This is a genomic window from Verrucomicrobiota bacterium (assembly GCA_016871495.1).
Lineage (GTDB): Bacteria > Verrucomicrobiota > Verrucomicrobiia > Limisphaerales > VHDF01 > VHDF01.
Genome location: VHDF01000073.1, coordinates 1 through 25,715 on the forward strand (window position 1 = coordinate 1; position 25,715 = coordinate 25,715).

The 25,715-nt window shown below is 60.5% G+C and carries 19 protein-coding genes and 1 pseudogene; 9 read left to right on the plus strand and 11 right to left on the minus strand.

Annotation, left to right across the window (positions count from 1 at the left end; genetic code table 11):
• Together lpxD and FJ404_14615 are read left to right on the plus strand one after the other, a co-directional pair.
• Positions 1-961 (plus strand): UDP-3-O-(3-hydroxymyristoyl)glucosamine N-acyltransferase (gene lpxD, locus FJ404_14610; GenBank protein ID MBM3824094.1); only part of this gene is annotated, 961 nt, incomplete at its 5' end.
• 8 nt (positions 962-969) lie between these two features.
• Entirely contained in the window at positions 970-2,685 is a 1,716-nt protein-coding gene (locus FJ404_14615) for an FAD-dependent oxidoreductase (GenBank protein ID MBM3824095.1), read from the plus strand.
• A 3-nt stretch (positions 2,686-2,688) separates the two neighbouring features.
• On the opposite strand, the gene FJ404_14620 is transcribed toward FJ404_14615, so the two are convergent.
• The 4 genes from FJ404_14620 to FJ404_14635 all read right to left on the minus strand — a co-directional run bounded on the left by FJ404_14620 (position 2,689) and on the right by FJ404_14635 (position 5,763).
• On the minus strand, positions 2,689-2,943 hold the full coding sequence (locus tag FJ404_14620; protein MBM3824096.1) for a hypothetical protein: 255 nt from the start codon (positions 2,941-2,943) through the stop codon (positions 2,689-2,691).
• 133 nt (positions 2,944-3,076) lie between these two features.
• Positions 3,077-4,186 carry a dehypoxanthine futalosine cyclase gene (mqnC, locus tag FJ404_14625; protein ID MBM3824097.1) on the minus strand — a complete coding sequence of 370 codons (1,110 nt, stop codon included), beginning with the start codon at positions 4,184-4,186 and terminating at the stop codon, positions 3,077-3,079.
• Positions 4,187-4,190: 4 nt separating this feature from the next.
• Positions 4,191-5,216, minus strand: coding sequence for a Gfo/Idh/MocA family oxidoreductase (locus FJ404_14630; protein ID MBM3824098.1), 1,026 nt, complete (start codon positions 5,214-5,216; stop codon positions 4,191-4,193).
• A gap of 1 nt (position 5,217) precedes the next feature.
• The gene (locus tag FJ404_14635) at positions 5,218-5,763 is read right to left on the minus strand and encodes an NAD(P)H-dependent oxidoreductase (protein ID MBM3824099.1); all 546 of its coding nucleotides are present in this window, start codon (positions 5,761-5,763) and stop codon (positions 5,218-5,220) included.
• A 439-nt stretch (positions 5,764-6,202) separates the two neighbouring features.
• On the opposite strand from FJ404_14635, the gene FJ404_14640 reads away from it, so the two are divergent.
• Positions 6,203-9,025, plus strand: coding sequence for an ATP-dependent RNA helicase (locus FJ404_14640; protein ID MBM3824100.1), 2,823 nt, complete (start codon positions 6,203-6,205; stop codon positions 9,023-9,025).
• A gap of 10 nt (positions 9,026-9,035) precedes the next feature.
• Here FJ404_14640 and FJ404_14645 read toward each other — a convergent pair whose 3' ends face one another.
• On the minus strand, positions 9,036-10,319 hold the full coding sequence (locus tag FJ404_14645) for a hypothetical protein (protein ID MBM3824101.1): 1,284 nt from the start codon (positions 10,317-10,319) through the stop codon (positions 9,036-9,038).
• A gap of 47 nt (positions 10,320-10,366) precedes the next feature.
• Positions 10,367-11,605: a PTS sugar transporter subunit IIC gene (locus FJ404_14650; protein MBM3824102.1), complete on the minus strand. Its 1,239-nt coding sequence runs from the start codon at positions 11,603-11,605 to the stop codon at positions 10,367-10,369.
• A gap of 988 nt (positions 11,606-12,593) precedes the next feature.
• Between FJ404_14650 and FJ404_14655 the strand changes: the two genes are divergently transcribed.
• From FJ404_14655 to FJ404_14665, 3 genes are read left to right on the plus strand one after another with little or no spacing between them, the layout of a single operon-like run.
• Entirely contained in the window at positions 12,594-15,803 is a 3,210-nt protein-coding gene (locus tag FJ404_14655) for a DUF1592 domain-containing protein (GenBank protein MBM3824103.1), read from the plus strand.
• A gap of 47 nt (positions 15,804-15,850) precedes the next feature.
• Positions 15,851-17,368, plus strand: coding sequence for a DUF853 family protein (locus tag FJ404_14660; protein ID MBM3824104.1), 1,518 nt, complete (start codon positions 15,851-15,853; stop codon positions 17,366-17,368).
• 28 nt (positions 17,369-17,396) lie between these two features.
• Positions 17,397-17,609 carry a hypothetical protein gene (locus FJ404_14665; GenBank protein ID MBM3824105.1) on the plus strand — a complete coding sequence of 71 codons (213 nt, stop codon included), beginning with the start codon at positions 17,397-17,399 and terminating at the stop codon, positions 17,607-17,609.
• Positions 17,610-17,897: 288 nt separating this feature from the next.
• Here FJ404_14665 and FJ404_14670 read toward each other — a convergent pair.
• Positions 17,898-18,005: pseudogene (locus tag FJ404_14670) on the minus strand (DUF2497 domain-containing protein).
• A 7-nt stretch (positions 18,006-18,012) separates the two neighbouring features.
• On the opposite strand from FJ404_14670, the gene FJ404_14675 reads away from it, so the two are divergent.
• From FJ404_14675 to FJ404_14685, 3 genes are all read left to right on the plus strand, one after another.
• The gene (locus FJ404_14675; protein MBM3824106.1) at positions 18,013-19,032 is read left to right on the plus strand and encodes a sugar phosphate isomerase/epimerase; all 1,020 of its coding nucleotides are present in this window, start codon (positions 18,013-18,015) and stop codon (positions 19,030-19,032) included.
• Positions 19,033-19,098: 66 nt separating this feature from the next.
• A complete protein-coding gene (locus tag FJ404_14680; GenBank protein ID MBM3824107.1) occupies positions 19,099-20,325 on the plus strand; it encodes a type II/IV secretion system protein in 1,227 nt (408 codons plus the stop codon).
• Between the two features lie 6 nt (positions 20,326-20,331).
• Positions 20,332-20,925 carry an FHA domain-containing protein gene (locus FJ404_14685; GenBank protein ID MBM3824108.1) on the plus strand — a complete coding sequence of 198 codons (594 nt, stop codon included), beginning with the start codon at positions 20,332-20,334 and terminating at the stop codon, positions 20,923-20,925.
• Between the two features lie 26 nt (positions 20,926-20,951).
• Here FJ404_14685 and FJ404_14690 read toward each other — a convergent pair whose 3' ends face one another.
• The 4 genes from FJ404_14690 to FJ404_14705 form a co-directional block, all read right to left on the minus strand.
• Entirely contained in the window at positions 20,952-21,902 is a 951-nt protein-coding gene (locus FJ404_14690) for a methionyl-tRNA formyltransferase (protein ID MBM3824109.1), read from the minus strand.
• 92 nt (positions 21,903-21,994) lie between these two features.
• On the minus strand, positions 21,995-22,582 hold the full coding sequence (locus FJ404_14695) for a nucleoside monophosphate kinase (protein ID MBM3824110.1): 588 nt from the start codon (positions 22,580-22,582) through the stop codon (positions 21,995-21,997).
• Positions 22,583-22,649: 67 nt separating this feature from the next.
• Positions 22,650-23,579: a hypothetical protein gene (locus FJ404_14700; GenBank protein ID MBM3824111.1), complete on the minus strand. Its 930-nt coding sequence runs from the start codon at positions 23,577-23,579 to the stop codon at positions 22,650-22,652.
• 638 nt (positions 23,580-24,217) lie between these two features.
• Positions 24,218-25,498 carry a starvation-sensing protein RspA gene (locus FJ404_14705; GenBank protein MBM3824112.1) on the minus strand — a complete coding sequence of 427 codons (1,281 nt, stop codon included), beginning with the start codon at positions 25,496-25,498 and terminating at the stop codon, positions 24,218-24,220.
• Positions 25,499-25,715 lie beyond the last annotated feature (217 nt).

The following is a 25,715-nucleotide window of genomic DNA, read 5'->3' on the forward strand; positions in this document are numbered from 1 at the left end:
CTTCGCCGAGAACCAGACCTACTTCGATCGAGCCGAACGCAGCGCCGCCGCCGGAATCATGGTCGATGGCGCGTTGAAATCCGAAAAGAAGATCGTCATCCAGGTCAAGAACGCTCGCATCGCGTTTGCCAAGATCTTGCCGCTGTTCTTTCCCGAACCGCCCATTCCGCCCGGCATTCATCCAACCGCCGCCGTGGACCCCTCGGCGTCGATTCATCCCTCGGCCCATGTGGGAGCCCGTTGTGTGATCGGCGCCGCCACCCTGGTCGGCCCCCGTGTAGTGCTCCACCCCGGAGTGGTCGTGGGCGACCACTGCGAAATCGGCGAGGAGAGCCACATTTACCCCAACGTCACGCTCTACACCCGCACGCACATCGGAAAACGCAATCGCATCCATGCCGGCACGGTCATCGGTTCCGACGGCTTCGGTTACGTGCTGGACGGCGGCGTCCACCGCAAAGTCCCGCAGACCGGGAATGTGGTCATTCAGGACGACGTGGAAATTGGCGCCAATGTGGCCATTGATCGAGGGGCGCTCGGTTCCACCACCATTGGGCGCGGCAGCAAGATCGACAATCTGGTGCAGATCGCCCACAACGTCGCCATCGGGGAGCATTCCCTCGTCATCGCGCAAACCGGCATCGCCGGCAGCACCAAACTCGGCAATTATGTGATTTTGGCGGGTCAGGTCGGAATCGCCGGCCACCTCAAAATCGGGAACAAGGTCACGGTCGCCGCGCAGTCCGGTGTCATGAACGACGTTCCAGACGGGGAAAAGTGGTTCGGCTACCCGGCTCAACCTGACCGACAGATGAAACGCCAACTCATCGCGCTGCAGCAACTCCCCGACCTGGCCAAACGGGTGATTGATCTCGAACGTTATCTCGGCCGGGGCAAACGCGCCCCGGATCCCTCGGCGGGAGCTTCCGGACCGCCCCCGCTCTCGCCTCCCTCGGCTTGACGGAGCTCATGACACGACGTGACTTCGCACGCAGAACCGCTTCGGTGGCTCTGCTCCTGGGCGCAAGCTTGCCACTCTCCGGCGCGGAGCGTTCCGCCCGCGAACATCGGCACCGAAATCGCTTCCGCCATCACCTGACCTCCGATGTGGTGATCATCGGAGGTGGACTGGGCGGATGCGCGGCGGCGCTCGCCGCGTTGCGCGCAGGCCTGAGGGTGACCCTGACGGAGCCGACCGACTGGATCGGTGGCCAGCTCACCCAGCAAGCCGTTCCTCCGGACGAACATCGCTGGATCGAGAACCAGGGTTGCACGGCGGCTTACCGATCGCTCCGCGAGGGAATTCGGACCTTTTACCGAACCCATTACCCGCTTTCCGAGGAGGCCCGACGCTCCCCCTACCTCAATCCCGGACGCGGCGCGGTTTCCGGGCTTTGCCACGAACCCCGTGCCGCCTTGTCCACACTCGAAGGCATGCTCGCCCCCTATGCCAGCAGCGGCAAACTGACGCTCTTGCTGGAACACGAGCCTCGCCGGGCGGAATCCAGAGCCGATCGCATCCAACGCGTCGAAGTTCAGCCCGTGGGCGGCGGGCATTCACTCACCCTGGAAGCGCCCTGGTTCATTGACGCCTCTGAACTCGGGGATCTACTTCCGCTGGCGGGGGCGGAGTGGATCACAGGCGCGGAATCCCAAACGCAAACGGGCGAACCGCACGCCGCTTTATCCCCCAACGCCGCCAACCAGCAGTCCTTCACGTGGTGCTTTTTGATCGACCACCTCGAAGGCGAGGATCACGTCATCGATAAGCCCCGGGAGTATGAGTTCTGGAAATCCTATGTGCCACAACTGCGACCCGATTGGCCGGGCCGGCTGCTTTCCCTGACCTATACGCATCCCCAAACAAGGTCGCCTCGCACCCTGGGTTTTCATCCCGAAGGGGACACGCCCGGACTGCCCTTGAATCTCTGGCGCTACCGGCGGGTGGCCGACCGCAGAACCTTCGCTCCGGGATTTCTGCGCGCCGACCTCTCCCTCATCAATTGGCCCCAGAATGATTACTGGCTCGGCCCTCTCGTGGGAACTGGGGCGACGAGCGCGCTGCGTCATCTTCGCCGTTCGCGGCAATTAAGTCTCTCTTTGCTCCATTGGCTCCAAACGGAGTGTCCGCGTCCTGACGGCAAACAAGGTTGGCCCGGATTGCGGCTGCGCGGGGATTTGTTGGGAGGCCCGGAGGGCATGGCCAAGCACGCTTATGTGCGGGAGTCCCGCCGCATCCGTGCGCGGTTTACCGTGCTGGAACAGCATGTCGGCGTCCAAGCGAGGGGAGGTCCAAAACCCGGATTACGCGCGGAGCCATTTGCCGACTCGGTAGGCGTGGGATTTTACAACATTGACCTGCACCCCAGCACTGCCGGCGACAACTACATCGACATTCCTTCGCTTCCTTTTCAGATTCCGCTGGGGGCTTTGGTGCCCGTCCGGTTGAGGAACCTGCTGCCCGCGTGCAAGAACCTGGGGGTCACCCACATCACCAATGGATGCTACCGGCTTCATCCGGTGGAGTGGAATATCGGGGAAGCGGCGGGAGCGCTCGCCGCGTTCTGTCAACGCCGGCACACGGAGCCTCAAGCCGTGTTCGAAACGTTGCCGCTCCGAACTGACTTTCAACTCGAGCTGGAAAAACAAGGATTCCAACTGCGCTGGCCGGAGAATCTCTCTTGATTCCTATTTGTCCGACTTCGAAGATTTCGAACCCGACCCCGCGCCTTTCTTGCCACCGCCTGCCGTGAGGATCGTGCCCGTCAGGACTCCCACCGCAAAAAAGCTGAAATACATGATCGCGGCGGGCATCTTCACATTTTTGGGCAAGAGGGGCGGCAAGGAGAAAGCGACATCAGACCGGTTATGCATGCCGATCAAAACGAGCAATAACAGGATGGCAATGAGGAAGACTGTTTTGAAAAGAAGTTTCGCGTTCATAGTCCCGCCTTCGGACGGCGGCGGAAGATAGTTCCCGGGCTCGCAAAACGCAAAATGAAACCATCGGAAATCCCGGTTGGAATTCCAGCGCCACAGTAACCTCCTGGCTCCAGGCCCCTAGGCGCCGCCAGGATCAAGCCGCGGCGGCAGGCTGCGTGACCAGCCGGTACCAATTATCGCGCTGACGAGGCTCGTAACCGAGGTCGAGGATCAAACGCTCCATATCCGCCACGGTCATGCGAAAGGTCGTCCCGGCCTGGCTCACCACGTTCTCCTCAATCATGATGCTGCCAAGGTCGTTGGCCCCGAATTTCAACGCCACCTGCCCGATTTCCAAACCTTGCGTCACCCAGGAGCTCTGAATGTTCTCAATGTTGTCCAAAAAAATCCGGGCCACCGCCTGGGTGCGCAAATAGTCATGAGCTCCCGCCGCCGGAGCCTTCAGTTTCGTGTTTTCAGCCTGAAAGGTCCACGCGATGAACGCGGTAAACCCCTTCGATTTGTCCTGTTGATTCCGCACCCGGTCCAAATGCTCGATCCGGTCCTCCAAAGTCTCGACGTGCCCGAACATCATGGTCGCGGTGGAGCGAATCCCCAACTCATGGGCCGCGTCCATCACTCCCAGCCAATCGTCACTCATCGCCTTGAGCGGTGAAATCCGGCGCCGCACCCGATCCACCAAAATCTCCCCGCCGCCGCCCGGCAACGACCCCAGCCCCGCTTGCTTGAACTTCGACAGAATCTCCTTCACCGGAAGGCCGAACACTTCGCGAAAATGCACCAATTCGCTGGGACTGAACGCGTGAATGTTGATGTCCGGATGCTTCGATCGAATGTGGCGGAGCAGGTCCAAGTACCAGTCGAGACTCAGTTTCGGATGGTGCCCGCCCTGCATCAAAATCTGCGTGCCTCCCAGAGCCCGCGTTTCGTCGATCTTGCGATCCAATTCCTCCCGCGAGATCACATACGCGTCAGGATCCGATTCCACCCGGTAAAAGGCGCAGAACTTGCAATAGACATTGCAAATGTTCGTGTAGTTGAGGTTCCGATCGACGATGTAAGTGACGATCTCGTTGCCACGACCGCCGCAGGCCGCCGCCTTGGCCAATCGCCGGCGCCGGTCTGCCAGACGCCCCAAAGTCTGCAAGGGCAGTTGAAAAAGCCGGGCCGCCTCGGCGCGATCGACGCGCTCTCCCTCCCACACTTTGGCCACCAACCCGTCGAGTGTTCGGTCGAGCATCATGTCTTCAGAGCAACACAGGGCCGCGGGTGCGAATGGAAAGTTCCTCCGCCTCGCAGATGCGGATGCTTCGATATCCATCCTCCGGTGTCACCACCGTTGGAGCGCCGCCCGTGCGAATCGCTTCCACGATGTGGTGGAGTTCACCCGCGTAACCATCCGGTCCGCCCAACTCGGGGACCTGTGTCTCGCGGCCTTCCTGAAAAACCCTCAGCGTTTGGCCGGCCCTCGCTCCATCGTAATCCGCGGTGGCGCCCTCGAAGTTGACCGTGTAACTCATCGAAAACCCGAATCCAGGCGCCATGGCCCAGGATCCCTCGGCATGAACGATGGCGCCCGACTCGACCTCATATTGAGCCACCACATGGTCGATCGCACCGCTGAATTTGCTGTAACCCTGCGCAGAAACCCGTGTCGGCATGCCGAAACAATGGTGCACAAAATCCACGTCGTGGATGTGCAAGTCCAGCAGAGCACCCCCGGATTTCTTCCCGTCGTGAAAATGTCCGTGCCCCCATCCCGGCGGCTGAGCCACGCGCCGAAACCGGGCGGCCAACACCCGGCCGTACCGCCCGGATTGAACGGCCTCTTTCAGCCAGGCCCATTCCGGCCAAAATCGCAAGCACATCGCCGGCATGTAGCATCGGCCGGATTCCCGCGCCGCCTCCGCCACGCGCCGGGCTTCTTGGGACGTCCGCGCCACGGGCTTCTCGCAAAGGACGTGTTTTCCCGCCGCCAAAGCCCGCAAGGACTGATCCGCGTGGGCCAGGGTCGGACTGCAGATGTCCACCAAATCCAAGCCGGGATGGCGGAGAAACGCATCCACGTCGCGATAGGCGCCGATGGCGTTCATGTCCAGACGAACCGCGTCCTCGGACCCGACGTTGCCCTGCACCCCGGAAAAATCTCCATCCAGATGGCGTCCGCTTGGATTGCAGAGCGCCACCACCCGAATGCCCGGAATTTGCCGGCACGCCTTCAGATGCGTGGCCGCCATGAAACCAAGCCCAAGCAGGCCGACACTCACGCTCATATCACACCAGGGACAACATGTGCCGCGCGAAGACCGCAAACCGCAGGACCTGCCGTTCGAGCCGGGCCTGCAACTCCGGATCCTTCAATGGCCCGTCCGCGTCGAGCAAGGAGCCAATGCCCGGGAGGAAAAGGCGCTCGGGAAAGAGGAACGCATTGCGGTAACCAAAGATTTGTTGCAACTGCTCCACCGGTCGCAAGGCGCCGGACATCCCGGCCGAAAGGCCCAAAAAACCAACGGGCTTGCGCTCGAAACTCTCGGGAAACTTCAGCATATCGATAAAATACTTCAACACGCCCGGCGGCCCGCCATTGTATTCCGGCGTCACCACGAGAAGACCGGCACTGTCCAGCACCGCCTTGGAAAACGGGGCGAAACTGTCCGGCTTTTCACTGTAAGAAGCCGGATCGAAGATGGCCTGAGGTAATTCAGCCAGATCGAGCAAGGCCGACTTCTCGCCTTTTTTGGACAAGGCCGCTGCCGCCAATCGAGCCACTTTCAACGTGTTGCTGCCCGGTCGATTCGTGCCGGAAATCACGGTAATCATGTCCAAAGCATGCGTTCGAGCATCCAGCGGCGCAAGCGGACAATCGAAGCCTGGGATTACGGGAAGCGCAGGGTCGGTTCGGGAGGCGAATCCTGGAGTCCGAGCGTGAAGTTCGGAATCCCGTCCCCAATCCCTTCATGGCTTCCCCCATTGAAAGTGAATTTCAATCGCTCCGGCCTTTCGGGAGAGCTGGTTCCATGGACTTGCGACGGCATGGAAAAGGTCTGTCATGCCCTGACAAAAAAAAGGCGGCGATCACTCGATCGCCGCCCGGCTGTTCCAAGACCCTGAACCAACCTAAAAATCTCCCAAAAGCACGCTCTTCCGCCTCAACGCTCCCTGCCCAATTTTCCCAAGCCCGCGATGGCGGTTCCGCAAATCGATCAAACCCAGCACCCCGAAGCGCTTGGGGACAAAAACCAGCCCCATCCCATTGTCGATGGAACTCGCGGCCGATGGCTTTTCAAACTTCGGCTTCGCGGATGCATCTTCGGTCGTTGTCATAAACACCTCAAAATCTAGTGTTGGCTTCCATTGTTTCTGCTGCTTCTTTAGCGCAGCAATTATCTTGCCATTCAGAATTGCGAATGGCGGACCCGGCGCAACACGCATCATGGACCCGAAAACCCTCCCCATTTGGGATATTCATCAAGGCATTCTCGACGCCCTGACCCGCCACAACAGGCTCGTCCTGGTGGCTCCTACCGGCTCAGGCAAGACCACCCAAGTTCCTCAGATGCTTCTCGATGCCGGTTTTGCCCAGAACCGCCGCGTCGTCATCCTCCAACCCCGTAGGGTCGCCGCTCGATCAGTCGCCGCTCGAGTGGCCTTTGAACGCCAATCCCCACTCGGTTCCCAAGTCGGTTACCAAGTCCGTTTCGATGATCAACTCGGCCCGTCCACCCTCCTCTGCTTCGTCACCGAAGGCATCCTCTTGCGCTGGATCCAGGATGACCCCCTGCTCAGCCAGATTGGAATCCTGCTCTTCGACGAATTCCACGAACGCAACCTCCTGTCGGACGCTGCCTTAGCCCTGGTCAAGCAACTCCAAACATCCCGCCGACCCGATCTCAAGATCGTGGTGATGTCCGCCACCCTCGAAGCCACCCCCGTCGCCGATTACCTCGGTAGCTGCCCGATCCTCGAAAGCAGAGGTCAAACCTACCCCGTTCAAGTCACCCACCTCGATGTTCCAGACGATCGGCCCATCCCCGAACAAGCCGCCTCCGTCACCGCCCAAATCGTCGCCGAAGGAGAACCCGGCGACATCCTCGTCTTTATGCCAGGCATGGGGGAAATCATGTCCACGATCCATTCACTCCGGGCGGAAAAACTTGCCGAGTCCGTCGAGTTGATTCCTTTGCACGGTGATCTCCCCGCCGAAGACCAAGATCGCGCTTTCGCTCCTTCTCATCGCCGCAAAATCATTATTGCCACCAATGTCGCGGAAACTTCCATCACCATCGACGGGATCCGCCACGTGGTGGATAGCGGACTGGCCCGCGTCGCCCGCTACGATGCGGAACGGGGCATCGGCACCCTCGCCATCGAGGAAATCAGCCGCGCCTCGGCCGATCAACGCAAGGGTCGCGCGGGAAGGACCGCCCCTGGCACCTGCCACCGGCTCTGGACCGAAAGCGGCCACCTGAACCGCCCGGTCAAAAACACCCCGGAAATCCAGCGAGCCGACCTGGCTGAAGTGGTACTCCTCCTGCACAGTCTCGGCATCCGCCGCGCCGCGGAGTTCGATTGGCTCGACAAACCCGGCGTCCAGTCCGTGGAAAACGCAGAAACCTTGCTGCGCGCTCTCGGAGCCCTCCGTGAGTCCGACGACGACGATCCTTCTCCCACCGACCTCACTCCGGTGGGACGGAAAATGCTGCGCTTGCCCATGCATCCGCGCTACTCACGAATGCTCATCGAAGCCTCCGTCCGCGGGTGCGTTCCTGCCGCGGCACTCTGCGCCGCGCTCATCGGCGGGCGGGATTTGCTCATGCGATTGAGTCGGGACGATCGCCACATCGCCGAAGCGCGCGAGGTTTTCGAAGGCAGTTCGATCTCGGATTTCCATACCTTGATGCGAGCTTACTCATTCGCGAGGCAAAATCACTTTGCCGTCGAGGCCTGCCGCCGATACGGCATCCATGCCCAAACCGCCCGCCAAATCGAACAGACTGATCAGCAATTGATCGAGATCGCCCGCCGCGAAGGTCTGCTCCAGCCCGCCCAGGGAGACGAGGAACTCAAGCTCCCCCCACCCGATCAAAAGCCCGGCGCCGCGAAAACGTCCGCCGCGGGATCCACGCCCGATGATCCTCTGGCGCGGTGCATCATCACCGGATTCATCGATCAACTCTGCCTCAGAAGAGACACGGGCACCCTGGAATGTTTCGTGGCCGGCGGACGAACCGGCACGTTGCAACGAGAAAGCGTCGTGCAACACGCCAAACTCTTTGTGGCCTCCTCCATCCGCGAGATCGAATCCCCGCGCGTGGGCCGTCTGACCTTGCTCGGCCTCGCCACGGCAGCCCCCCTCGAATGGCTGCTTACGATGTTCAAGGACCGCATCGTCACCAAGGTCGAATACCACTTCGATCGAACGCAAAAACGCGTCGTCGCCGCGCGCATCCTCCGCTTGCAAGGACTACCGATCACCCACGCATGCGAGTCCGAATTGGACCCTGACCGTTCCGGACGTTGCCTTGCCGAAGCCGCGGCCAAGGGACTCTTCGAACTACCCCTGCTCAACCATGACGTCCGTCAATTCATCGCCCGCGTCAATCTGGTCGCGCAAAAACTTCCCGAACTCGAAATGCCCGCTTTCCACGATGCCGCCGTGACTGACGCGATGGCCCGCGCGTTCCGCGGTCTTGACCTCGTGAAAACGGCGCAAGCCACGCCGCTGCTCGAGGCGTTCCGCGAAACGCTGGGACGCGATCGTCTCTCCTGGCTCGACGAACTCGCCCCCCTTCAGATCGCGTTGAATGAAAAGCTCACGGTGAAGATCCTCTATGCGTCCCCAAACCCTGCGTTGATCACCGGCACCGTCGAACCCGAAATCCAGCTCAAAATCACCGATTGCCTGGCCCTCACCGCCCACCCCGCCGTGGCCGAAGGAAAAGTCCCGCTCCGCATCTGGATCTGCACCCCGGACGGCAAACGACTCGAGGAAACACTCGACTGGCCGCGCTTTCGCGCCCAGTCCTACCCCAAACACCGACCCGCGCTGGTCCGGAAATTCGCCAGTGTCGCCTGGCCATGAAGCTCGCGGGTCAGGGCATCAGGTCGTAACAGTAAACGTCCCCGCCCTTCTTGATGCCGTCGCGCAAAAAGAGCTTCCCATCGCTGTAGGCCGGATGGCACCAGTTCAAGCCGCAAAGCTGCGCTCGCCCGAGTTCGTGATACTGATCCTTCGAGCCCTCAAACATCACGGCCAACCCGGCGTCCGTGAGGGCCAGCACACGCGTTCCCAACACGAGAAACCCCGCCGCGGCTCTGTCGGCCGACGTGGTGATCACTCCCTCTTTGGACCAATGCAGAGTGCCGCTCCGCAAGTCCAAACAAATCAGGTTCTTGTCCGGACCCACTCCAAACAAACTCGGGCCGATCGCCACCGGCGAACAAATATTCATGGCCGTCTCCTTCTGAATCCACGCGGGCTCGGCGCTGACAGCCGCCCCCTTGGCATTGACCTTCATCGCGATCAGGCCCGCTTGATGCGACGACACCACGACATGATTGGCATGCACCACCGGCGTCGTCACATGCCTGCCAAAGGCGGTCTTGATCGGATAATTCCACAGCAACGCGCCATCGGAGGGCGAAACCGCCATCAATCCCTCGGCCGTAAAGGCGAGCAAATGAGCTTTGCCGTCCACGTCCTGCAGCACGGGAGGAGCGTAACCCGCCATGGCATTCTGAGACTTCCAAAGGACCTGGCCGGTCATCTTGTCGAGGCAAGCAATCGAAGCGCCTTGAGGGCCGCCTGGAAACACGTAGATCCGTCCGTCCTGGATCCAAGGTGAACCGTTATTCCCATGCCGGGCGGCCCCGGGAGTCGTCCCCTTCTCCCCAATGAACGTCGCGCCAAAATCGGCGACGAAATTCTTGCGCCATAGCAGGGTGCCCCTTTCGATCTCGCGGCACTGCAACTCACCCCGGCAGGAGACCGCGTAAACCCGGTCCCCATCCACCACGGGAGTGCAACGCGGCCCGGTCGGCCCCTGCGAATCCGTAAACGCCGCGTCCACATCTTGCCGCCACAATTCCTCGCCGGTGTCTCTCGCCAAAGCTCTCAGCACTTCCCGCCCGCCGAATCCATCGAACACGAAGACCTTCCCCCTCGCAACAACAGGCGAGGCGAGCGCGTCTCCCGCCGGTTGCTTCCAAACCCGTCTCGGTTCGGCAGGCAGCGTCAAGGGCACCCTCGCCGTGGACGCCACATGGCCGTCATTGCGCGGTCCTCGCCAACGCGGCCAGTCCTCCCCCACGGAAGCCGCCTGCGGGCTCAAGAACCAAATCCCAACACAGATCATCCAACGACAATGCGTCCTCATAGTCCAAGTGGCTCGTTGCGCTTCTACAGTTGTTCCCGGCTCTCGTGTCAGGTCCCCTTCGGCACATTCTCCAGTCGCTGCCGCTCCGCCGCTTTCGCGAACGGATAATAAATGGCCATGGCCAGCACGATGGAGATCGCGCCCCAAACCGCCGCTTTCCAGTCACCCCCGGTCACCAAATAATGCCCGATGATCGGGGGAGTCGTCCAAGGCACATTGACAAATGGTTTTTGAATCACATCCCAGCTGATCAAAAGATAGCTGCCCGCTGTGAGCGTGAGAGCGCTCAAAACATAGGGGATCATCAACAACGGATTCAACACGATCGGAAATCCGAAGAAAATCGGCTCGTTGATCTGAAAAATCTGGGAAGGCAAAGAAAGCCGGCTGACCTTTCGGAATCCAGGCTCGCGGGAATGAAGCATGATCAACGCCAGCGCGATCGTCGCCCCCGTCCCGCCCACATTGACAAACGTGGTGAAGAACCCCAGGGCTGTCACATAAGGCAACGGCTGACCTTGCGCCATGGCCGCGACGTTGTCCGCCAGATACTGCAAAAAGATCGGAGCCACAATGGCATCCAGCGTGTTGTCACCGTTGATGCCGACGGACCACAGCAAGGTTACGAGCAGGGCGTAAACCAGGATGCCGGGCATGGTGTTCAATGCGAAGACCAGCGGCGAAAAGGCTTTCTGCACCCACGTGTTGACATCGACCCCCGCCACGAACCGGAGGCTCCAAAAAACGAGGACGAGAAAACACAAGGGCGCGAGGCAGAGGAAAGATTCGTACACGACCGACGGCACGCTTGAAGGCAGCCGGATCACCCATTGCTTGTCGGAAAAAGCCTTTTGCACGCGCACCGTAATCAACGCCACGAGAATGGCGGTGAACAATCCTTTCGAACCCAGACCGTCCATGGCGAGGGCCTGGTCTTTCATCTGAACCTGCATCATCAGGAAAATCAGGGTGGCCATGGAGGCGCTCACCACCGCCTCCTGCTTCAGCGTGCGGCCCAGATCATAAGCGATGGCGAAGCACGCGAAAACCGCCAGCAGACCAAACGTGGCGGTGACCGGGACCTGCAACAGCGGGATCAACGATTCGATGCGCTTCTCCCATCCCGGCAAAGGAAGATACATGAACACCATGAACAAGCCGCCCAGAATGGTCAGGGGAACAACCGCAACCATGCCGAAGCGGATCGAGGAAAGGTAGGGATTCTCCGCCGCTGCGGCCAACGGCGGCACGATCCGCCGGTTCAAGAACTCGATAAAAACGTTCACGCTGGGTAAGAGGGCGTGAAACTACCCCTCGCTCCCCTTCCTTGGCAAGCGGTTGAACCGGATCCTGACCCCCGGATCAGGTAATTCTACACCACGAATGAATACCGCGGAGGGACTGGTTCGAGGGCAAGGTGTTCGTACTCCTGCTCCATCGGAGGTTTCGTCTTCTCAGGCCATCGTGTCGTGTCAATCCGAGATCTCTGTCCCCACCTCCTCCATTCCAAATGGAGGAGAGGGAGTGAAAACGGGCGCGGTGCGCATGGCTGCACCTCAAAGTCCGTCACGAGCGCCGTTGCTGGCGTGGATGTGCTCACCGCCCACGACGCCGCGTCCTCCTCCCTCGCTTCGACTCTCACGGAGGAAAGGTATCCGAAGCCCGTTTCACTCACGGGGTCACCGGTTCAAGCTTTCTTCCCCGTCTCTGTGCCTTCGTGGCTCCGTGAGATACCATTCCTGTTCTGCCTCATCAGTCGATTCGAAGGTTGGGATCACAAACCCAAGATCTCGGTCCTGAGAGAACTTCTGCTTTTGCCGGATGCCTTGCAGCGAAAAAGTCCCAACTCCACGCGGGATTGGAGATCAGAAGTCCGCTGGATGCGGGGTGATGCGACTTCTGCTCCAGTCTCCTCGGCCCAATCACGTCGTCACGTTGTCCACGATAAGGCGCCGTGAACGGCGCGCTCCGGGTTAAAATAAGAACGACTGCCGCATATCCCGGAGTTCTCTCGTCGTGTGGCGCAGGCTGCCCGGCCTGCTGTATCTCCGAATGCCCAGTCGGCCCGGCGGGTGAAGAACGAGGCCCTTCCAGGCTCTCCACGCGCCGGGTTCCCTTCGTCGCCCCGCAGGCTGGGCAGCCTGCGCCACAGCAGACAGGGCTGTCTGCGTTACCAAGACAACCCGGTCACCGATATCCTCTGGGTGCAACGGAACGACTGGCGCCCTTGTCGTCATGATTGCCGAGGTGCGTTGAAACGGCTAAACTGCTCCGATGACACTGCTCCAGCATCGACTTGCGACCGCGCGATCGGTCCTCCGCCGATTCTTCCGCGCATCCTGGGCCTGGGCGCTGGCACTTCATTTCCAAGCCCAATCCGCGTCGCCCGCTGCTCCTACTCCACCTGACCGCGGATTCCTTCAGCAGTATTGTTTCGATTGCCACGATGAAGATCAGGCCAAGGCCGGACTGAATCTCGACCGGCTCTCCAATCCGGCCCAGCTCAACGCCGATTTCAGGATCTGGGAAAAGGTCCTCCGTGCGGTGGATGAACGCCGCATGCCACCGAAAGACCGAACGCGTCCAGACGATGAGGCCCGTCGGCGATTCACGTCCGACATCCAACGTTCCATGACACGGCTCACGCGTCAGCTTGCGGGCACGCCCGGCCGGACCGGCCTCCGGCGTCTGACCAGTGCGGAGTATGACTATGCCATCCTGGATCTGACCGGGCTTGATTTGAATCTCGGCCAGCAGTTCATCAATGACGCCGTGGGCGGGGAAGGCTTCTCGAATGTCAGCGAAGTCCAGTTCCTCGACGACGTGGGACTGGAGCGTTATCTCGGCGCGGCCAAATCCGCCGCCGCACACGCGTTGATCGGCGCCGGTTCGCTTGGCTTCTTCCAGCATCCTGGCATGACCGGCCTCGAGATTTCCGCCGTGGAACGTATCCAAGCCCTTTACCGTAAGCACGGATTTCGCAAGGCCGCAGGGGAAGGAGCCGAGCCGTATGGACAGGATCTTTACGCGAAAGCGCTCCTGGCCAACTGGCAATTCAAGCATCGGAAACAACTCGGCCGGCCGAAGGAGGATCTGGGTTCGTTCGCCAGAAGCGCTGGAGTCTCCCCGAAATTTGCCGGTCATTTGCGAGCGATTCTCGAGAATCCCTCGCCGTCTTTCCCCACCACGGAGATGGTGAAGGCGTGGAACCTTCTGCCGGTTCCTTCGCGTCAGTTTCGCGCGCAAGAATCCGAAATCCTAGCCCGCTGCACGGCGATCCAGCACGAACTCGACGCGTGGCAATCGGCCTTGGCGGTGGGTCCGGGCAACAACGAGGAAGCCCCGGTGCTGGCCGGAGGCCAGCCTGAAGTCATGGAAAAACAGATCCTGAGAATCCGGCTGCCGTTTTCAGCGGGGCACCCCGCGCCAACCTTGCGAGGGGTGGCTCGATCCGTGGGTGACAACCCTTCGGCGGCTTTCGTCCTCATCCTGCGGGACGTGCGAACCCTGCTGGTTGACGAAGCCACGAACCAATTGTCCTTCGGAATCCACCCGCATGGATCGCTGGTCTCGACGAATGACCTTGTCCTCACCCGTTCGATGCCGTTCGAGCTTCCGTTTAAGGTGGCGCCCGAGGCCAAGCTGGTGGCTCACAACGTCGTGGTCGAGCTGGACGCGGCTCACAGCGACGACTCCTTGGTGCATCTCGAATTGAAACTCGCGAACAGCGGCATCGATCCGTTGCCCCCGTTGCTAATGGCCTTGCTGGCGCCACCACGGGGCCAGGCGCGGGCCCGCCATCGCGAAGGCTTCGCTGCTCTGGCTCGGGATCTGCCCCAGGTCTCGCACCGGGAACCCGCGCCTTCCGACCGCGATCCCATCCCCGATCCGTACGACAACAAGTACGAATCACCCGATCGCAATTATTTTCATTACCAGGTGAAGTACCATCGGGAAGACGCGTTTTTGGTTGAAAAGATCCTCGATGAACCCGCCCGTCGTGAACTCGACGCCGCCTGGGCGGATTTGCTTCTCTCCTTCGAGTACCACGATATCAAACTGCGCTTTTTGAATCGAAAATTCGAACTCGGCCTGGAGACGACCCGAGTGAAGGATCTGCAACCCTCCCAACTCGGCTCCGCTTCACCCCGCATCCGGGCTCAAGCCCTCGAACTCAAAGAAAACCTCGAGCGAAGCTTGGCGGCTTGGCGTGGCGCGGAATCGAATCAGCTTGAGGACACACTCCAATTCGCACAACGAGCATGGCGGCGCCCGCTGACGGAGTCCGAGCGTGGCGCGCTGGTTGAGTTCTATCGCCGGATGCGCGTCGAGGATTCTCGCAGCCACCCCGAGGCCTTGCGGTCACTGCTCGCGCGTGTGCTCATGTCGCCGGCCTTTCTTTACCGGCTCGAACCCGCCGCCCGGGCGGGAATTCATCGATTGGGTCCCCGCGAACTCGCTTCACGTTTGAGCTTTTTTCTTTGGTCGTCCCTGCCCGATGAAATGCTCCTGCGCGCCGCGGAGCGCGGGGAACTCTCCGACCCGAAATCCGCCGCGAAATGGGTTCGACGCATGGTGCAGGATCCCCGCGCACGACGGCTCGCGACCGAATTCTTCGGGCAATGGTTCGGGTTCTACCGGTTCGAGCGGTACGAGGGGGTGGATCGAACACGATTTCCCGAGTTCACGCCGAGCTTGCGCGCCTCGTTCCACCAGGAAGCGATCGAATTCTTTTCGCACCTGATCCAGGGAAACCGTCCGGTGGATGATGTCCTTTTCGCGAATTACTCCTTTCTGAACGCGGAACTGGCCAATCATTATGCCATCGGGGCCTCGGCGGCTGCCGGAGCCGAGTTCGTCCAGCATCGATTTGCCGAAACCCACCGGGGTGGCTTGTTTGGGCTGGGCGCGATCCTGACGAAAACGTCCACACCGCTCCGAACCAGCCCGGTCAAGCGAGGGGACTGGGTCTTGCGCCAGATTCTGGGGACGCCCCCTCCGCCCCCTCCGCCCGACGCGGGCTCGCTCGCTTCGGACGACGTGCTGGCCGACGGACTCTCGGTGCTCGAACGATTGGATGCGCACCGTCGCCGCGAGTCCTGCTCGCAATGCCACGCGCTCTTTGATCCACTCGGATTCAGCCTCGAACATCTCGACCCGGTCGGGCGCTACCGGGATGCCTATCGTGACGGGAAAACGATCGTGAGTTCAGGCGTGCTCGGGAGTGGTGAGCGGATCGAAGGAGTGGCGGGGCTGAAATCCTACCTGCGCGAGCATCGGGATCTGTTTCATGAGACCTTCGCCACGCGCCTGCTCGGATATGCCCTGGGCCGCAAGACGCTGCTTTCAGACCGTCCGTTGATCCAAAAAATGAAGGAACAATGCGCTCGCGGAGGGTCTTTGGCGGATCTGGCGATGACCCTCGTGTCGAGCAGTCAATTCCAGCACATCCAGGGCACGGAGGCGGGTGTCGTCGTGGATTGACCTTTGACGCGTCGGGAAACACGCCTCAAAATTGAGGCCCGAAACACATGAGCTTCGTCGATCCCATTCTTGTCGCCCGCGGGGCGCGAGACCTAGTGCTGCTTCCTCACATGGCCAACCGCCACGGGTTGATCGCCGGGGCCACCGGGACCGGCAAGACGGTCACGCTCCAGGGCTTGGCCGAGCAGTTTAGCTTGCGCGGTGTCCCGGTATTTTTGGCGGATGTGAAGGGGGATCTTTCGGGAATGGCGGTGCCCGGTTCACCCACCACGAAGATTCAGGAGCGCCTGCGTGAGCTCCGGCTCGAGGCATTTACCTTCGGCGGATGCCCGGTCACGTTTTGGGATGTGTTCGGAGAAAAAGGCCACCCGGTCCGAACGACCATCTCCGAGATGGGCCCTCTTTTGCTGGCCGGGCTCCTCCAACTGAACGAAACCCAGGCCGGCGTGTTGAACTTGGTTTTCAAAGTGGCCGACGAGGAAGGCTTGTTGCTGCTCGATCTCAAGGATTTGCGGGCCATGCTGAAGCACGTGGGTGAGAACGCGGCCAGTTTCACCACCGATTATGGCAACATCTCCGCGGCCAGCATCGGCGCCATCCAGCGCAACCTCCTCACGTTGGAACAGCAAGGGGCGGAAGCCTTCTTCGGAGAGCCCGCCCTCAACCTCGATGATCTCCTGCAAACGGACAGTCAGGGTCGGGGGTGCGTCAATATTTTGGCCGCCGACAAGCTCATGTCGGCTCCGAAGGTGTATGCCACGTTCCTCTTGTGGCTGCTTTCGGAACTGTTCGAGAACCTGCCCGAAGCGGGTGATCTGCCCAAGCCCAAGCTGGTGTTCTTTTTCGACGAGGCGCACCTGCTTTTTTCGGACGCACCCCCGGCCCTGCTCGAAAAAATCGAACAGGTGGTCCGTCTCATCCGTTCCAAGGGGATCGGCGTTTATTTCGTAAGTCAAAATCCACGGGATATTCCGGACAACGTGTTGGGCCAGCTTGGCCATCGCATTCAACACGCGCTGCGCGCCTTCACCCCACGGGATCAACAGGCGGTGCGGGCTGCCGCCGACACGTTCCGCTCGAATCCCGCCATCGATACCGAAACCGCGCTCACGGAACTCGGAGTCGGCGAAGCCCTCGTTTCGATGCTCGACGAACGCGGGCAACCCACGGTGGTGGAACGCGCTTACATTTGCCCTCCCCGCGGTCAAATCGGTCCGATTACGGAAGCCCAACGCGCGGGATTGATGCGATCCTCGCTCGTCCACGGCGTCTATGAGCAGACCATCGACCGCGAATCGGCCTATGAGAAACTGAAAGGCGCCGCCACGCAGGCATCCGCTTCGGCTCCGTCGTCAGCTCCCGGGGGATTTTGGGGCGGACTTTTCGGCGGCGTGTCCGCGCCAAGCCCGGTCTCACGTCCGGCTCGTCCGGCCGGAAGACAGCCAGAATCGCTGGTCAATGCCATGGCCAAGAGCGCGGTGCGCACCATCGGCAGCACCCTCGGACGCGAGATTATCCGCGGAGTTCTGGGTTCATTCTTGGGCGGGGGACGGCGACGGCGTTGACACGAGATTCCTCACGCCCTTCCCGTCCATGCCAGAGCACGATTTGCAGACCGACTTGGGACGATGCCGGGTGGATTTCGTCCTGGCGGAGTTTCATGAGGGGCATGAGCCGGAGGAGAATATCGAGGCGACCCAGGAGCTGGGTTTTCGGAAGCTCGTTCCGTCATGCTGGCGCTGGCCTGGGGCGAGACTCGGGATCTGGACGAGCCGTGAATCATCCACTTTCGTCCTGGCGATGTAACTCCGGCCTTTCGAACCGGTCTTTTGAGCAAAAGCTCACCTTGTCCTCTACCGCTATGAACTATACACGTCGTGAAGCCATCCGAATGGCGGTAGCCGCCTTGCCAGCCGCCGGTCTCTTGGCGCCCGGATTGACGGGTCAAGCCGCAAGGGCAACGGCGAAACCCAACTCCAACTTCGGCGGGGTCGCCGTTGGCGTCATCGCGCCCTACAGTTTTCGCGGCCAGGGAAACAATCCCGAGGACCTGCTCAAGTCCATCGTCGCCCTCGGGTTGAGCAGCGTGGAACTTCAATCCGACGCGATCGAGCCCTGGGCGGGCGCGCCGGCTGGAGGTTTTGGCCGTCCACCCGGGGGCGGAGGGCGCGGGGGTGGTCGCGGAGGCGGAGGCGGTTTGGGGGTGAATTTGCCAGGACTCAATGAAACTCAACAAGCCGCAGTGCGGGAGTACGGCGCGGTTCTGGCCGAACCCCAGCGCGACGTCAACGCGGCTCGCACCGCTTTGCACGAAACCAGTTTCTCGGCGTCCGCCACTTCCGAGGATATTCTCGGCAAGTCGGAAATCCTGTCCGCCGCCGAGCGTCGTTTAGCCCAGACGCGCTTCGATGCCTTCCGCAAATTGCAATCCTCACCCGGGAAATTGAACGAACAACAAGCCGCGCTCCTGATGCAGCAGGGATTGCCGGGCCGCGGCAACCAGGGCGGTGGCGGCGGCGGCGGTGGTGGGCGGGCGGGTGGTGGACCCGGTGGCAATCAACCGTTCGATGCCGCGTTGAGAGGGCGCTCGGAAGAAATGCGGAAATGGCGTCTGTCCCAGCCGATGGACAAATTCAAGCAGCTTCGAAAGATGTATGAAGACGCCGGGGTGGACATCCGGCTGGTCAAGTTCGGCCTTGGGCCCGCGATGAGCGATGACGAGGTCGACTACTGCTTTCAAGTGGCCAAGGCCATGGGAGCGCGCGGGATTACCTGCGAACCCCCGGTCAGCGAGACGCGGCGGTTGGGGGAGTTTGCCACCAAGCATCAACTCATGATCGGCTATCACGGGCATTCGAACGTCACGAGTCCGGAATCTTTCGGCCGTCCAGGCTCTTGGGAACAGGCGTTCTACTACTCGAAGTACAATGGCGCCAATATCGACATCGGACACTTTGCGGCGGGGAACAGCGTCCCGGCGACGGAGTTCATCAAGCGCCACGCGGACCGCATCACCAACCTCCATCTCAAGGATCGCAAATTCAACGAAGGCGAGAACATGCCTTGGGGCCAGGGGGACTCTCAGGTTCGTGAAATCCTTCAGCTCATGAAGCGGGAAAAGTATCCTTTCATGGCCACGATTGAACTCGAGTATCGAGTCCCGGAGGGGTCGAACGTGATGACGAAACTCGCCAAGTGCGTCACGTTTTGCCGGGAAGCCCTCGCCTGAACTCGCTCTCAACCAAAACCCTCCCAAGAAGGGGTTGTCAAGGGCTCCCGCAATTTGGTCTATTCGATGGACCTCATGAGTCGCACTTTCGCTTATCTCCAATCGCTCGAGAATCCTCAAAACGCGGAAATCGCTGTTCTGGTCAACCACATCGTTCTGGATGCCATCGACGCCAAGGCCAGTGATATCCACATTGAGCCGTGGGAAGGCAAGCTGGTGGTTCGTCTCCGACTCATGGGGGTGCTGAATGAACTTGTCCATCTTCCGCTCGACCTGACGGATAAAGTGGCGGGCCGGTTGAAAGTCATGGCCAACCTCCAGAGTTATCGGAATGACCTGCCCCAGGAAGGCCACGCACCGGCCAGTCCCGACATGGGCGGAGTGGAGTTGCGCATCTCCGTCTTCCCGACCGTCCGTGGCGAGAAGATTGTGGTCCGGATTTTCGACCCTACAAATCGGACCTTCGACATCGCCCAACTCGGGCTGGACGCGCAATGCCTTTCCCGTCTGGTCAAGCTACTCAACAAGCCCTCCGGCTTGATTTTGCTCACCGGCCCGACCGGCTCAGGAAAGACGACGGCCATTTACGCGTCCCTTTATTACCTGGTGCAGCGTTCGGGTCCCAGCATCAGCATCAGCACGGTGGAGGATCCGGTGGAGTTTCATCTGCCGATGATCAGCCAGGCGCAGATCAACGTCCTCAAGGAATTCACATATCCGATTGCCCTTCGTTCCCTGATGCGCCAGGACCCGCAGGTGATCATGATTGGCGAAATCCGCGATCCCGAGACCGCCGCCATCGCGGTGCAGGCGGGATTGACGGGGCACCTCGTTATCAGCACCATCCACAGCGGCACCACAGCCGGTGTGTTCGCCCGCATGATTAACATGGAAATCGAGCCGTTTCTCCTGGCTTCGAGCATCTCCGGAGTTCTAGGCCTGCGCTTGATTCGCAAGAATTGCCCCTACTGCACCGAGCCTTACAGCCCGGAACCCGCCTTCCTCAGCCAACTCCCGGCCGAACTCATCGAGAACGCGTACTGGCGCAAAGGCGCGGGTTGCGGACATTGTCACCACACAGGATTCTCCGGGCGATCGGCTCTCACCGAAATGATGGTGGTGGATGAGGTGATCCGCGAAGCAGTTCTGCAAAAAACCCCAACCCGCGTGCTGCAAAAAGTCGCGATCGATCAAGGCATGCAGTCTCTCTGGGACAATGGCATCCGCATCGCCGCGGCGGGCGATTCCACCCTCGAGGAAATCATGCGAGTCGTCGCTGCGGACCAATTTTAGCAGACCATGAACGCCCGGTTTCATTTCAAGAATGGCCCTTTCGCCCATCAAGAAATCGAGCTTCGCCCGGGCACCTATCGAGTGGGCCGCCGCGCCGATAACGACCTGGCAATCGAGGATCCCACGCTTTCCGGACTGCATTGCCGCATTGAAGTGTCCGGCATGGGAGTGGTGGTGGAAGACCTCAATTCCACCAACGGCTGCTTCCTCAACCGGGAACGGTTCCAGAAAGAATCGCTTCCGAATGGCTGCATCCTTAAACTCGGCGATGTGGAGATTTCGGTCAGCATTCCCGAGGTGGTGATCGCGGTGCCCGACATGACCCCCGCCGTGCCACCTCCGCCGAATCTGCTCGAGGATGGCTCTCCGGCGTGCCGCCATCATCCGGGTGTTCCCGCCACGAATGCGTGCAACAAATGCGGCAAAACTTGGTGCCCGGATTGCGTCCGACAAGTCGGATTAGCCGGAGGCAAGAACCTGCTGCGCTTCTGCGCTTCTTGCGACGGTAAATGCGATCCCATCAAAAGCGAGGACTTAAAAGGGACTTCCTGGAGATTGCTTGGCCAGCTGGCCGACACCATTCTCATGCGCCGCAAGTGAGGCCGCGAGCACCTTTCTACTCCCATTCAATCTCCCCAGCGTTGTCCGGGCTCAACGTGGTGGCCGGCGAGAAACTGCCGGGCGGTCATTCGCCGTCCCCCTTCCTTTTGCAGCTCCAGAATCTCCAAACTCCCCTGTCCGCAGGCGACGGTAATCGCTTCCTCCGAAACTCCCGCGACTTTCCCGGGCTCAATTGGGCTTGGGCGGGGCTTTGCCTGGGCCTTCCAAATCTTGACCAGCGAACTCCCGGAAGGCCATCGCGGTGAGGTGTAGGCTCCCGGCCACGGCGAGAAAGCGCGTATCCGGTTTCGAATCGCCTCCGCCTCTTGCTGCCAGTTGATCTTCCCGTCTTCCTTGCGGAGTTTGCGGGCGTAAGTCGCACGGGCATGGTCTTGCGGTGAGGCCTGAGTTGTCCCGGCCACATAGCCCGGCAATTGCCTTGCCAACAATTCGGCCGCCAGCAGGCCTAGCCGTTCATGCAAGGCCGAGGCATCCTCGTCTTGTCCGATGACCGTCTCCACGGTCGCCACCACGGGTCCGGTGTCTAATCCCTCGTCCATCCGCATCAAACTGACTCCAGTCACTGCGTCACCCTCCAACAAGGCCCATTGAATCGGGGCCGCGCCGCGATGACGCGGCAGCAACGAAGTGTGTAGATTCAGGCAGCCCAACCGCGGAATCGCCAGCAAACTCGGAGGCAATATCTGCCCGTAAGCCATCACCACGATTAAGTCGGGGCGCAAACGCTCCAACTGGAGAATAAACTCCGAATCCCGTGCCTTGTCTGGCTGCCAGACCGGAAGCCCCAAGGAGATCGCGCACGCTTTTACGGCACTCGGGGTGGACTTCAACTCGCGTCCTTTGGGCCGATCCGGCTGGGTGACAACACCCGCGATCTCGCAATTCTCCAACTCGGTCAGCGTTCGCAAAGTCGGACAGGCGATGGATGCCGTCCCCATGAAGATGGTGCGCACCATGTGTATCCCTCTGGGTCCGGACATCTCGTTCTGGTTCCGCGACGGGGAAGAGCCGGGCTCGCCTGTCTGGCGCTTCGTGCCCCCAGTCCGTCTTAAAGCTTCGCCACGATGTCCAGAATGTCCCGCAGCACAAAGACTGGAGCCTGGTTGGAATCGATGCTGTGAACGAGTGATTCGTGATAACAATCCAAGACCTTTTTGGTCTCCTTTTCGTAGGTGGCCAGCCGGTTTCGAATCGTCTCCAAATTGGCGTCATCCAGCCGGTTTTCCCTCAAAGCCCGGCGCTGCAAACGCTCGATCATTTTGCCCATGTCCGCGCAGGTCAGATACAGCAAGGCGCGAACATCGAGGGTTTCCCGGAGCATCTCCACCTGCCCCGGATTGCGAGGAATTCCATCCAACACCAAGGTGTCCCGGTCGGGCAAAAAACTGCCGTGGAGTTCCGCGGCGCCAATGTTCTTGCGCCAAAGATTGATGGTAGGTTCGTCCGGCACCAACATCCCTTTGCTCGAGAAGTCCACAAAAGCCCGCCCGATCGGATCGTCGATGCGCAAGTTGCGGAAGACGTCTCCGCACGCACAATGATAAAAGCCGGGAATGGAACCGAGGATTCGACCCTGAGTCCCTTTGCCCGCCCCCGGGGCGCCAAACAGCAGGATCGTGCGATATTTTTTAGTCATGAGACTCTTAAAACTCCTCTCGTTCCAACAACACTCCGGGATCCCTCGGGGCCATGAACATGCCCGCTTAACCGCGCTGGTCCTTGTGACGGACTCGCACCTCGGAAATTTCACCAAACGCCACGGGAACCTCGCCTCCCAATTGCAGCATCACATGCATTTCGTTCCCGGTGATGCGGGTCACGCGCTTGCCGACAACTTCATTCTTGGCGGTCTTGAACACCATGACCAAATCCTTCACGTCCTCGCCGGGAACCACTCTGAAAAAGCCGCCGAAAGTGGTTTCAAAAAACCGGCGGTTGAAGGTCGTGTCCGAACGTTTGAAGATCTGACCCGCCAGGGACGCGGTCGCCGCACCTCCGCCCTGAGAAGAGACGGACAGACTGGATCCTTTGCCTTTGACTTCGCCGGCCATGGGATTCACGGCCTCGGGAGCCACGGGCTCGAAGGACTCGCTGGCGGCAGGCTGATCGCCGCTCGGGAGCACGAGGAAAAAGATCGGACCCAGCACCGGCAACACGGCGGAGAGACCGCAGACCACCGCGGCTGGACGATTCTTGAACGCTGCAATCTCGAAGGCCGCAAACAGATTGGCCACGGCCAAAACACCCAGGATCAGCAAGCCGACCGGCGTCATCAACGCTTCCATCAACCCCGTCTTTCGCGACGGATTTTCGGGGCGCGTCACCGGCTTGATCACGATCTCTTCCTTCTTTTTCGTCGTGTCCGGCGGCAGTTCGATGAACGGTTCGGCGAATTCAGTGGCCTTGGGATCTTGATTCAGCAACTTCAGGGTTTCCTGGGAAAACTTCGCCCACGAAACCCTCTCCGAAAACTGGGTGGTGGTCAGCCGGAAGACCACTCCATCCCCCGTGAATGAAACCGCCTCGCCCCGGATCACCGTTCCATCCTCCAACTGATATTCCGCCGCTTGGACGGAGAGCCACACCCAGCATAGAGATGACACGAAAAGCCGTAAAATCCGCTTCGAAAACATGGTTCGAGCTGGATAACAGACCCGTTCGGTCAAAGGAAGGAAAATCAGGGTCCTCCAGGGCCGGCGGATGTTTTTCTGCAAGGGATCGCAAGACCGGCACCATTTGCGGCGTTTCCGCGCGGGTGAACCCGCCCGCAGCGATCCCCTCCCCTTGCATAGCCCTCCAAGGGTATATGCTTTGGCTTTGAAAACACATGCCCCTTGAACCTGCCAAGCGCGTCCACAGACACACCCTGATGCCGCGTCAACGCCGCGCTCCGCGAAACAAATTATCCATGAACCGGGAGGTCATGCTCCAAATCGTGGCCTTCGTCCCTCTCACAATCGGGACGCGTCGCGTTCGGAGCGCGGCTGTGCTGAAAGCCAGCCGCAGCGGGTCGCGGTTGCGATGCGTGAAGAACAATCGACGAGCTTATGCCAGCCAAAGTTGCTGCGGCTGATCCTTCGGACACAGCCGCGCTCCGACGCCGGACCGCGCCGTTCACGGCGCTTCCGCGTCGCCCATTCCCGCCCGCTCCGAACTCCTCCCATCGCGCGACATGCCTGCGGTGAAATGCTTTGCCCCTGGCATCGATCCTCCCACCTCGGACATGCCACCCGCGCTTGCAAACACGCCCAAGAACTGACAAGTCATTTCATTAGGGTCGCACCGCCGTGCCGTCGCGCCGCCTCACTGGCAGCCAGTACCCGGGATGCTCCGGAAGCGGGAACTTCTTGGCGAGCTCCTCGTTCACGTCCACCCCCCAGCCCGGCTTGCCCGAGACCAGCATGTAACCCTTCTCCATGCGCGGCGACCCTGGGAACACATCCTGCATCGCCTGATTGAACACCACGCCCTCTTGAATGCCAAAATTGTGAATGGCCAAGTCCAGATGAGCGTTAGCCGCGTGCCCCACAGGAGAGACATCCAAGGGACCATGCCACGCGGTGCGAACCTGAAACCATTCCGACAGGGCCGCGATTTTCCTCGCCACGCTGATCCCGCCAACTTGTGAAATATGAACCCGAATAAAATCGATCAATCGCTCGGCAATCAACCCCACCCACTCGTGCGGATTATTGAACAATTCCCCCATGGCGATGGGCGTGCTCGTCTGCTGCCGCAACTGACGAAAATATCCGTTGGCCTCGGGCGCAAAAGGATCCTCGATAAAAAACGGATGATACTGCTCCAGTTCCTTGACCAGCTTGATCGCTTGAATCGGTTCGACACGCTCATGGATGTCGTGCAGAAGCTCAATCTCCTCGCCAAGCTTCGAACGGATGTGTTCGAACATCTTCGGCGTCGCCCGCAAATAGGGTCCGGGGTCCATCTGGGTGTCATTGGGAAGTCCGAATCCCGCTTCCTTGAAATGCGGCTGGCTCGAAAGATGTGGCGATCCGTAGCCGCCCAACTGAAGGCGCACATGGCGGTAGCCTTTCTCCATCAGGGCACGAGCGCTATCTTCCAACTCCTTGAAGTCACGGCCCGAAGCGTGGCCGTAACAATCCACCGCGAACCGGCATTTTCCCCCGAACAATTGAAACACGGGCATGCCCGCGCGCTTGCCCTTGATGTCCCAGAGGGCCTGGTCGACTCCACTCAGGGCGTTGTTGAGGACGGGGCCGTTTCGCCAATAAGAACTCGTGTAGGCGTTTTGCCAAAGATCCTCGATGTTGTCCGCGTCGCGTCCACGGCAAAACGGATCCAGGTATTCCTCGACGGCGGTTTTGACAGCCAGCGGGCGCTGATTGTAGGTGGCACAGCCAAGGCCATAAAGGCCGGGTTCGCTCGTCTCCACTTTCACCACGACCTGCCGGATATTGCTTTGCGGGGCGGTGAGGATGGGCTTGACCCGGGTGATTTTGAGGGGCGCCCCCTGCGTGGGGATGGTGGGGACAGCCGACAAGGACGCGGGGATCAACCCGGGAGCGGCCATGAATCCAGCCAGCGCACCCAAGGTGGTTTGTTGGAACAGGGAACGGCGGGAGATGGGGGGCATGGGAGAGATTGCGGTTGTCAAGAGGCTAAGTTCAACTTGAAAGATCTGGCGGCGGTTCCGCAACGGGTCGCGGTTGCGGCGCGGGAGGAACAATCGACGGGCTTATGCCAGCCCACGTTGCTGCGGCTGATCCTTCGGACACAGCCGCGCTCCG

Excerpts from the sequence above, each read along its gene's own strand:
- FJ404_14615 (MBM3824095.1), top strand. The coding sequence starts at position 970 with ATGACACGACGTGACTTCGCACGCAGAACCGCTTCGGTGGCTCTGCTC.
- FJ404_14620 (MBM3824096.1), bottom strand. The coding sequence starts at position 2,943 with ATGAACGCGAAACTTCTTTTCAAAACAGTCTTCCTCATTGCCATCCTG.
- mqnC (MBM3824097.1), bottom strand. The coding sequence starts at position 4,186 with ATGATGCTCGACCGAACACTCGACGGGTTGGTGGCCAAAGTGTGGGAG.
- FJ404_14630 (MBM3824098.1), bottom strand. The coding sequence starts at position 5,216 with ATGAGCGTGAGTGTCGGCCTGCTTGGGCTTGGTTTCATGGCGGCCACG.
- FJ404_14635 (MBM3824099.1), bottom strand. The coding sequence starts at position 5,763 with ATGATTACCGTGATTTCCGGCACGAATCGACCGGGCAGCAACACGTTG.
- FJ404_14640 (MBM3824100.1), top strand. The coding sequence starts at position 6,203 with ATGGAACTCGCGGCCGATGGCTTTTCAAACTTCGGCTTCGCGGATGCA.
- FJ404_14645 (MBM3824101.1), bottom strand. The coding sequence starts at position 10,319 with ATGAGGACGCATTGTCGTTGGATGATCTGTGTTGGGATTTGGTTCTTG.
- FJ404_14655 (MBM3824103.1), top strand. The coding sequence starts at position 12,594 with ATGACACTGCTCCAGCATCGACTTGCGACCGCGCGATCGGTCCTCCGC.
- FJ404_14660 (MBM3824104.1), top strand. The coding sequence starts at position 15,851 with ATGAGCTTCGTCGATCCCATTCTTGTCGCCCGCGGGGCGCGAGACCTA.
- FJ404_14665 (MBM3824105.1), top strand. The coding sequence starts at position 17,397 with ATGCCAGAGCACGATTTGCAGACCGACTTGGGACGATGCCGGGTGGAT.
- FJ404_14680 (MBM3824107.1), top strand. The coding sequence starts at position 19,099 with ATGGACCTCATGAGTCGCACTTTCGCTTATCTCCAATCGCTCGAGAAT.
- FJ404_14685 (MBM3824108.1), top strand. The coding sequence starts at position 20,332 with ATGAACGCCCGGTTTCATTTCAAGAATGGCCCTTTCGCCCATCAAGAA.
- FJ404_14690 (MBM3824109.1), bottom strand. The coding sequence starts at position 21,902 with ATGGTGCGCACCATCTTCATGGGGACGGCATCCATCGCCTGTCCGACT.
- FJ404_14695 (MBM3824110.1), bottom strand. The coding sequence starts at position 22,582 with ATGACTAAAAAATATCGCACGATCCTGCTGTTTGGCGCCCCGGGGGCG.
- FJ404_14700 (MBM3824111.1), bottom strand. The coding sequence starts at position 23,579 with ATGTTTTCGAAGCGGATTTTACGGCTTTTCGTGTCATCTCTATGCTGG.
- FJ404_14705 (MBM3824112.1), bottom strand. The coding sequence starts at position 25,498 with ATGGCCGCTCCCGGGTTGATCCCCGCGTCCTTGTCGGCTGTCCCCACC.